Source organism: Clostridia bacterium, assembly GCA_036562685.1.
Classification (GTDB): domain Bacteria; phylum Bacillota; class Clostridia; order Christensenellales; family DUVY01; genus DUVY01.
This window is the reverse complement of the sequence record DATCJR010000212.1, coordinates 1-9549: the sequence shown is the minus strand read 5'-3', so window position 1 is coordinate 9549 and position 9549 is coordinate 1. Positions and strand designations below refer to the sequence as shown.

6 protein-coding genes are annotated in these 9549 nt (G+C 33.1%); 2 read left to right on the top strand and 4 right to left on the bottom strand.

Going from position 1 to position 9549, the window contains the following annotated elements; translation table 11 throughout:
- Nucleotides 1-61: 61 nt before the first annotated feature.
- Nucleotides 62-817: a 4-hydroxy-tetrahydrodipicolinate reductase gene (gene dapB, locus VIL26_09075; GenBank protein HEY8391078.1), complete on the top strand. Its 756-nt coding sequence runs from the start codon at nt 62-64 to the stop codon at nt 815-817.
- 28 nt (nt 818-845) lie between these two features.
- Here dapB and yihA read toward each other — a convergent pair whose 3' ends face one another.
- Together yihA and lon are read right to left on the bottom strand one after the other, a co-directional pair.
- Nucleotides 846-1457, bottom strand: a complete 612-nt coding sequence (yihA, locus tag VIL26_09070; GenBank protein HEY8391077.1) for a ribosome biogenesis GTP-binding protein YihA/YsxC — start codon at nt 1455-1457, stop codon at nt 846-848.
- Nucleotides 1454-3811 carry an endopeptidase La gene (gene lon / locus VIL26_09065; protein ID HEY8391076.1) on the bottom strand — a complete coding sequence of 786 codons (2358 nt, stop codon included), beginning with the start codon at nt 3809-3811 and terminating at the stop codon, nt 1454-1456. The genes yihA and lon overlap by 4 nt, the downstream gene beginning before the upstream one ends.
- Before the next feature lie 328 nt (nt 3812-4139).
- Here lon and murA point away from each other — a divergent pair, with 328 nt between their 5' ends.
- A complete protein-coding gene (gene murA, locus VIL26_09060) occupies nt 4140-5408 on the top strand; it encodes a UDP-N-acetylglucosamine 1-carboxyvinyltransferase (GenBank protein ID HEY8391075.1) in 1269 nt (422 codons plus the stop codon).
- 88 nt (nt 5409-5496) lie between these two features.
- Here murA and VIL26_09055 read toward each other — a convergent pair whose 3' ends face one another.
- Both VIL26_09055 and VIL26_09050 read right to left on the bottom strand, forming a co-directional pair.
- Entirely contained in the window at nt 5497-5931 is a 435-nt protein-coding gene (locus tag VIL26_09055; protein ID HEY8391074.1) for a DNA starvation/stationary phase protection protein, read from the bottom strand.
- A 104-nt stretch (nt 5932-6035) separates the two neighbouring features.
- Nucleotides 6036-9549 (bottom strand): hypothetical protein (locus VIL26_09050; GenBank protein HEY8391073.1); only part of this gene is annotated, 3514 nt, incomplete at its 5' end.

The window sequence follows — 9549 nt, the reverse complement described above, 5'->3', positions numbered from 1 at the left end:
AACTGTATTGATCAATGAACTTAAAAAGCTGATACCTAATTTGAACATTTGAGGAAATAATATGATAAATCTTTTGATATGCGGCATAGGCGGAAAAATGGGACATACACTTTTAGCCGCAGCGCAACAAGACAAAGAAATAGATAGTATAATAGGCTTGGACAAGTCAGAAGTTAAAGATGTAAATATTCCTGTTTTTAATAGTTACAACGATCTGCCTGATAATATAAACTGTATAATTGATTTTTCACGTCCAGAAGCGTTAACTCCTTTATTGGAATATGCTCAAAGCAAATCAATTCCCGTTGTTTTAGCTACCACAGGTTATACAGACAAACAGCTCGAACAGATCAGAATAGCATCCAAAACTCTGCCCATACTTCAATCAGGAAATATGTCTTTTGGCATTGCGGTAATGTGTGAACTCATTAAATCTGCTGCAAATAAACTTTGTAAAGGATTTGATATAGAAATAGTAGAAACACATCATAATCAAAAAGTTGATTCCCCCTCAGGTACTGCAATAATGCTTGCAAAAAGTGTTAACGAAGGGCTAAAAAAACCCAGACATCTAACTTTTGGACGTCATAGCACCAATTCAAAAAGAGAAAAAGATGAAATAGGAATGCATTCTTTAAGAGGCGGTTCTGTTGTTGGTGAGCATACTGTAAGCTTTTTTGGTCAAGACGAAACCATAACTATAACTCATACAGCACAAAGCAAAACAATGTTTGCTCTAGGTGCGATAAAAGCTGCAAAGTTTTTATTAAGTAAACCTAACGGCTTATATAGTATGAAAGAATTGTTTTATAACTAAAAGAAAAAGGCGGTTTGACCGCCTTTTTTTATGCACTTGTATCTATATTGACTTTTTCAAAAATAAATTGTGTTATTTTATCAATATTATGACCATTTTCAGATGAAAACGGTATAATGTTGTCTTTCCCTATTCTCAAATGACTCGCTAACATATTTACAGAGACAGGTATTTTAGACTTAGATATTTTATCTGATTTTGATGCAAGCACGCAAAACGGTATTTGATTTACATAAAGATACTGAACCATATCAATATCGTTTTGAGTAGGCTCATGTCTAATATCTACAAGCACTAATACCTGACGGATTTTGGGGCATATTGAAAAATATTTTTCTATTAAATTACCCCACAACAAATTAAAGCTCTTTCCGCTCTGTTGATAGCCGTATCCCGGAAAATCCACAAGATAAAATGCGCCGTCATTGATCAAAAAGAAATTAAGCATTCTTGTCCGACCTGCTTCTTTTGAAACACGGGCAAGTTTATAATTGTTGCAAAGTTTATTAATAAAAGAAGACTTGCCCACATTGGATTTTCCTAAAACGCAAATATGCGCTATATCATCTTGGGGCAAATCTTTTATATTAACAATAGACTTAATAAATTGCGCTTTTTTTATGGTAACATTATTTATCATACTATTGCATTTTTAAACACGCTAGAAATATCATCTACCATAATAATTTCCATTTTTTCTTTTATGCTATCAGGTATATCTATCAAGTCCTTTTCATTTTCTTTAGGTATAATCAGCTTTTTAATACCCATACGTTTTGCTGCAAGCATTTTTTCTTTTAGTCCGCCTATAGGCAATACCTTGCCTCTCAACGTAACCTCTCCTGTCATAGCAACTTCTTTCTTAACTGCACGTTGGGTAAACGCTGATAAAATCGCAGTAGCTATTGTGATGCCTGCGCTAGGACCGTCTTTTGGAGTAGCACCTTCAGGCACATGAATATGAATATCTGTTTTATTAAATACAGTCGGGTCTATATTCCATTCTTTTGCTCTGGCCTTGATCAAGCTTATAGCAGTACGGCAAGACTCTTTCATTACATCTCCAAGATTGCCTGTCAAAATTATGTCTCCCTTACCACCATCTATTAAGGATACTTCAATTGTTAAGGTTTTTCCGCCTATTGAAGTCCAAGCTAGACCTGTAGAAGCTCCGATTTCATCATGATCATTCATTTCATTATCACGATATTTTGGTACTCCAAGATAACGGATTAAATTATCTGATGTTATTTTGTGTTCAGATTGGTTGCCTTTTTCAACTATATCTAAAGCAACCTTTCTGCAGATTTCAGCTATTTCTCTCTCTAAGCTTCTTACTCCAGACTCACCTGTATAATTATTAATAATTTTATACATTGCGTTTGGTTCTATCTCTATCTTTGTGTTATCAAGCCCGTGATTTTTCATCTGTTTAGGCAACAAGAACTTGGTCGCAATTTCATATTTTTCTTCTTCTGTATAACCGCTTAGTTCTATTACTTCCATACGGTCAATAAGCGCAGGATGGATAGTTTCAATACTGTTTGCGGTAGTTATAAACATAACCTTGGAAAGGTCGTAAGGTATTTCCAAATAATGATCTCTAAATTGGTAATTTTGTTCAGGGTCCAAAACTTCCAGCATTGCAGAAGCAGGGTCGCCTCTAAAATCACTCGACATCTTATCTATTTCGTCAAACAAAAATACAGGATTAGTTGTTCCAGCCTGTTTCATATGATATATAATTCTGCCGGGTATGGCACCAATATAAGTACGACGATGACCTCTAATTTCAGCCTCATCTTTAACTCCACCCAAAGACATGGATACAAAGTTTCTACCCAACGCTCTTGCAATTGACTTAACAATTGATGTCTTTCCTACTCCAGGAGGGCCAACAAAGCAAAGAATAGGTCCTTTTAATGTCTTGGTCAAATGCAATACAGCAAGATATTCCAATATCCTTTCTTTTACTTTTTCTAAACCAAAATGGTCTTCATTAAGTATTTCTCTTGCTCTTTGCAAGTCCAAGTTATCTTCTGTGGCTTTGGTCCAAGGAATATCCAAAATCCACTCTATATAAGAACGAGAAACTCCAGCTTCAGGAGAAGTTGAACTCATCTTTTGAAGTCGTTTAACTTCTTTTTCGACTTTTTCCATTGCCTCTTGAGGAAGCTTAAGCTCCTTTGCTTTATTTATATAGTCAACAAGGTCTTCGTCCCCGTCTCCAAGCTCTTCATGAATTGCTCTAGCCTGCTCGCGAAGATAATATTCTTTTTGATTTTTGTCCATTTGCTTGCGGACACGGTTATCTATTTTTTTCTTAATCTTCAGCACTTCAATTTCCTGAGCCAAAGATTCGCTTATCATCTGAAGCTTTTTATCAAGATTATTAATAGATAACAGCTCTTGCCTGTCAGATTCTTTTGTATAAATATACTGTCCTACCGCATAAACAAACTTTTCAGGTTCAGTCTCTATATCGATATGTGCAAAGTTATCAGTAACAATTTTGGTATCATATCTTGAATACTCTTCAAAGTTTTCTTTAGCTATTCTTTTCATAGCTTCGATAAGTAAAGGATCTGAATTATCAGCAGGCATATCTTTTAAAACGACTTCAAAGTAAGGCTTAATGCTGTGATAACTTTCAATCTCTGCACGTTCTATACCTTCAGCTAAAACTCTTAGTGTATCTCCAGGCATCTTAAGTACTTGTTTTATTTTGCATATGGTACCAATTCGATATATATCTTTAGGAGCAGGATCGTTTTGAGAGGCATGTTTTTGAGTAACCAAAAAAATCTGCTCATCATTTTCTAATGCTTTATTCAGCGCAAAAAGAGATTTGTCCCTTGCTATATCAAAACTAACACTCATATAAGGGAAAATCACCAAACCGCGCAAAGCAATCATTTTTAAAATTCGCGGCATTTTATAATTATTAATCGCGGATTCTTGAATTTCATCATTGTTGGGAATAAATTCAGCCATAACGTCTCCTTATTTTTATGTATTATAACATAAGATAAAATGCCTATCAAGTGATGTCAATATTTGACTGTGAGATCTGCACTATATAAACACCAATTATTATTAACTATATTTGTTACTTTTATAATGAGATAAAACTTTATATTAATTATATATTTTATTCTTTTCATTGTGTTAATGCTCTGCGTCTTTAACAGCCTTTCATTACCTCCTAATTTATTAACCAATATTCTTCCTCTGCCATATTATGTAATGTCCAACCAAATTGTTTTTTTGCACAAAAACGAAAAAGCCCTAAAAACACATTCGAAGAAATTGGAGTAACACAATGGATAAAAATAAGGAAAAACTTATTATTACGGGCGGCAAACCGTTGCATGGCGAAATAGCGGTTGACACATCCAAAAACGCAGTTTTACCAATATTGGCAGCAAGCATACTTAACAGCGGAAAAACTGTATTACATAATATTATGCCAATAACAGATGTATATAACATGCTAAACATTTTGTCAACTTTGGGTTGTACGTATACATGGCATGACAGAGATCTTCACATTAATTGCATCAAAGCACATAGTTGGGAAATTCCTCAAGACCTTGCTAGAGAAATACGTTCTTCTATTTTTATGCTTGGTTCAATTTTAAGCAGATTTAGAGCAGCCAAAGTTTCTTATCCAGGCGGTTGTGATATTGGAATTCGTCCTATTGACCTGCATCTAAAAGGATTAAAAGACCTTAATGTCAAGATTAAAGAAGAACATGGTTTTATTATCTGCGACGGCACAAATATGCGAGGCGGAGTTATTCATCTTGATTATCCCAGTGTAGGCGCTACTGAAAATCTTATGATGGCTGCAGTTTTGATTGAAGGAACTACTGAGATAAGAAATGCGGCAAAAGAGCCTGAAATTATTGATTTACAAAACTTTATAAACTCAATGGGCGGAAAAATTTCTGGTGCAGGAACAAGTACAATAACTATTCAGGGCGTAGAAACATTGACTGATTGTGAATACACCCCTATTCCTGATCGCATAATTGGCGGAACATATCTTATTGCTTGTGCAATATGCGGCGGAAAAATTAAAGTAAATAATTTTCAAAGCGAGCACCTATATGCTTTGATAGCTAAACTGCGTGAAAGCGGATGCGAGTTTCAAATCGGTCCTAATTACATCGAAATCGAGTGCAAACAAAGGCCTATAACCGCTCAAATAATAGAAACCCTACCTTATCCCGGCTTTCCTACTGACTTGCAAGCACCTATGACTGCACTTCAGGCAATTTCAGACGGTACATGTATGATTATAGAGAATATGTTTGAAACAAGATTCAAACACTGTCCGGAATTGATAAAAATGGGCGCTAATATTACTGTAAGAGATCGCATGGCAATTGTACGCGGTGTAAGTCATCTGCAAGGCGCAGAAGTTACTGCTATGGATCTTCGCGGCGGTGCTGCTTTGGTTTTAGCCGGCCTTGCTGCTAAAGGAACTACGGTAATTAATAATGTTTATCATATAGACCGAGGATATTATGCTATTGAAGAAAAATTCAGACAATTAGGCGGAGAAATAATAAGAGTTTCATCTTAAGATTTCCAGTCTGTGTTTTATTCTTAACACAGATTGTTAAATAAAAAACGGCGTGAAATATCACGCCGTTTAGACTTTTTTATAATATTTATTCAGTTACTGTTCTTAGCATCCATGCCTGTTTTTGTAAGTCTTTTGAAATACCAACTAGCAAATCTGCTGTTACATCATCGCCTGCTTCGTTAGCAGCCTTTATTCCTTCTGCAAGTTCTCCAATAACTTTTTCAAAATCTTTTAAGACAGTCTTTATCATGTCTTCAGTTGTTTCATTGCCGCTTGCTTCTTGAATAGTTGCTAATGCCAAATATTCTTTCAAAGTAGCTGCAGGACGTCCGCCAATCATAAGAAGTCTTTCTGCAACATCGTCATAAAATCCTGTTACAGCATCATAAAGTTCTTCTAGTTTTGAATGCAATGTGTAAAATAATTTGCCTTTAACGTACCAATGATAATTATGTAGTTTTGTATAAAGAACAGCAAAATTTGCTACTTCTTTATTTAAAATGCTTTTTATATTTTCCATAATTGACCTCCAATAATATTTTTCTTAATTTGTAATAATAAAATACCATCGAGCGGTCAATTGGTCAATTTTTATTAATCTTTTATTGTAACCTAATCACCTTATTAATCTTTTGGGTAAATGCTGTTAATTATCTCATCTACGCTGCTAGCAGGCAATCCGCCTTCTAACAATTGCTTTCTCAAAAGTTCTTTTTGCGTTAATTCATCGTTTTGTTTAAGCGTAGCCTCTTTATCTTTTTCATCCTTAACTGCATTAAAATCAAGTTCGGCAACCGCTTCTTTCATTGTAACATTAGTATCAGCATTATCATCATCAAGTTCAGCTATTTGTGCGATATGAGATAAATCTTCTTTTAATGAAGACAATGTTTTTGTAAACTTCTCTGATTCTTCAGCAATTTTATCGTTTTTGGTAGTTTTCAAACTGTTAATTTCATCTTTTAACTTATTTACATCATTTATTAATGAAGAATTTTCGCTTTCATCACTATGCTGCTGCTTATCAAGCATTGCAGCAATCTGAACCATAAAATTAAGCGTTGCAGTATCTGCCTCATGACGACGAGATAATTCTTGCTTTAATTCTGCCATTTGCTTTTCAATAGCAGCTATTCCCAAAGTTAGTTCGCTTGTTCTAGTATTCCGAAGTTCTTCTCTAATGATTTCTCTTATTACTTGAGTATCAATCTGAGGCTGATTTGTTTTAATGCTTTCTTTTAGTTCAGTTATATCTTCAGATATCTTATTAAAGTCTAACGTCTTTTTTAACGCGCCTAACTGTTCTCTGATTGAAGAAGTTTCAACAATAAATGAATTATCAGTATCTGCTTTGCTGATTAACAAATCTTCTTTAAGTTCATTTAATGTTTTTAATACTTCCGTATTATCAATATTTCCAGCAATAGGCATGCTTTGAGTATTCTGTTGAGCGAGCATTTCTTTTAAGCTGCCAAATTCATCTAGAATACTCTGATAAGCCTGTTTACTTTGCTCATAATCATTTAAACGAGTATTGATTAATTCTTTTATTTCATTTAGCTCATTGGTCAAAACTGCATCGGTGTTTTGAGCATATTCCGAAGAATTTTCAGTAAGTTGTTGTCTTAATGAATTAATCTCATTTATAATATTATCGTTTCTTTCAGTTTGATAAATAACCTCATCTTTTAGCGAAGTTATTTCATTGAGCACCTCTATCATGCTGTCTCTAAAGACATTTATAGCTAGGTCATTGTTTGAATCATCTTCTCTTACGTTTTGCAAACCTGCTAACGCATTATTGATTTTGTCTAACTGCTCATTAAGTTCGCTATAATCTAACTTAACCTTTTCTCCGCCTTCGTTAACAACAGTAGGTACTGTAATAGACTGAATTTGTGTTTTTAAATCAGCAATTTCGTTTAAAAGTTCACTATTATCTATCTTACCAAGATTTTGAGTTTTTTCGGATAATTCGTCAATTTGATGAGTTAAAACCTCTAAAGCTGAAGTTAATATAGTATTATAATCTTGCTTTTCAGATTGATTAATTTCATCAAGGCGTTTTTCAATATTATTAAGCCCGTTAATAATATCGCTATATGATTCCTCTTTTTTAGAAGTTGCCAGCAATTCTTTTAAATTGCGGATTTCATCTAAAATTTCAGGGTCAAACTCACCCTTTTGAACATATAGCTGTTCTTTTAAAGTTTTTATTTCATTTAATATTTCTTCATTGCTAACGCCTGGAACATCATCAAGTTCAGAAATATCAGATAAAACACTTAGCTGATCTTTAATTTCATTAACAGAATTTAGAATTGCAAGATCATTATTGATATATTTCTCTCTTATTTCCTCTTGCAAAGCATATAACTGTGCCTTGATATCATAATCCTGTTCAGAAATGTTTTTATTAGCAAAATCATTTTTTAAAGCCGAAATTTCATTAAGAATTTCTTGATGTCTTTGTTCGCCTACAACGACAAGATTTTCTTTTAATGCTGTAATTTCATCTAAAACTTGATTTATATTACCGTTATCTATGCTTAAATCTTTATCGCCAAAAACAGATTTTATATCGTTAACTACTGAATCTAGTTTTGCGCTAAGCTCAGTCAAAACAGAATGATCTGTTTCTTTAATAAGCTTATGAATTTCATTAAGCTTATCTGAAATTGATTCAAAGTTTTGAGAAGGTCTAAACTTTGAATAATCATTAATAGGAACAATATCACCTATTCTAAGTGTAGAAAATATTTCCTTTGCTCTTTTAAGTCTTTCTTGTGATAAAGAAGATTGATCATATTCATAATCAGAATTGGCTTCAATCAAATCGTTATATAGATTTTGATTGTAAGTAACATATTGATTATTTTGCAGTTTGTTTCTTAACTTCAAAAATTTATCTGCTACATTAACCAAATCATAAGAATTGGCCTTATCTAATTCGCCTTTTAATTCAAAATAATAGTAAATTTCCTTTTCTTTATCTGCAGCAATTGTATTATATATAAGTTCGGCAGCAATTTCGGGAGTCAAAATAGTACCAAACACTTTGTTTCTGATTCTATAAAAATCAGAAGCTATATCTTCGCGCTCGCCTGCAGGCAGTTCAGCAATATACTCATTAAACTTTTTAATAGCTGTAATTTTTGTATAAAGATTGTCTGAAGCTACTGAAGTTCTAAATTCGGCATACGCTTGTTCTAATTTAGAATAATCCTTTTCGCCTTTTTCGTTTGTTTGCGAAATAGTGCTCAAACCCAAAGTATTTCTTAGGCTTTTTATATATGCCAAAACATCGTCATTTTTTGATGAAATGTTTTTAACCTGATTAATAATATCATTAATTTCAGCTTCATATTGACCTGAAATGGATGTCTCTTCAGCCTTAGCATTTAAACGACTTTCAAGACGATTTATTTGATCCAAAATCTGTTTTATATCTTGAGTTGAAGTAAAATTAGATGTTTTGTTTTCTAACTGTTCAATTTTTTGATTGATTTTTTTGAGTTCTTCTAGCAAAACTGAATCGTTCTTGGCAGCTTGTTCTGAATCTTTTTGCTCTTCTTTTTTAGAAGTATTTTTATTTTGTTTATCAAGTGCAGCTAACTTTGAGTTTAATTCATCTTTTAACATTGAAAGTTGCCTTTGTAGTTCTTGGGAATGCTGCATTCGGTAATTGTCCTCTCTAAGTTTTGCCAGTTCATTTAATATGACTTCATTCCCAGAACTTTGATTGGGTATAAATACATAAGGCATGGGATTTTGAGCATAAAACGGTGTATTAGCAGGCGCTTGTTTTTCTTTGGCTTCAAGCTTTTCTAATTTTTCGCTAATATTTTTTAACAAAGTGTCAATTTCTTCAGAATCTGAAATCATAGGTTCTGCAGGCAAAGGTTCATTTTTTTGTTGATTATCATTTTGATACATATAATCATCCATTTGTTGATCATCATAAAATTGATCTTTAGAAAGATAACTTTCATCATACTCTTCAAAATCCTCAGGATTTTGGTTCACATAACCATTTTCAGAATAATTATTATCAAAATCATTATCATAATCCGGATTAACATCCGAATCAAAATAATCATCATTATTTACATCATTATAATCATTTGAAAAATCTGAA

Bases quoted from the DNA above. Each gene is read 5' to 3' on its own strand.
- murA (HEY8391075.1), top strand. From the start codon at position 4,140: ATGGATAAAAATAAGGAAAAACTTATTATTACGGGCGGCAAACCGTTG.
- VIL26_09055 (HEY8391074.1), bottom strand. From the start codon at position 5,931: ATGGAAAATATAAAAAGCATTTTAAATAAAGAAGTAGCAAATTTTGCT.
- yihA (HEY8391077.1), bottom strand. From the start codon at position 1,457: ATGATAAATAATGTTACCATAAAAAAAGCGCAATTTATTAAGTCTATT.
- dapB (HEY8391078.1), top strand. From the start codon at position 62: ATGATAAATCTTTTGATATGCGGCATAGGCGGAAAAATGGGACATACA.
- lon (HEY8391076.1), bottom strand. From the start codon at position 3,811: ATGGCTGAATTTATTCCCAACAATGATGAAATTCAAGAATCCGCGATT.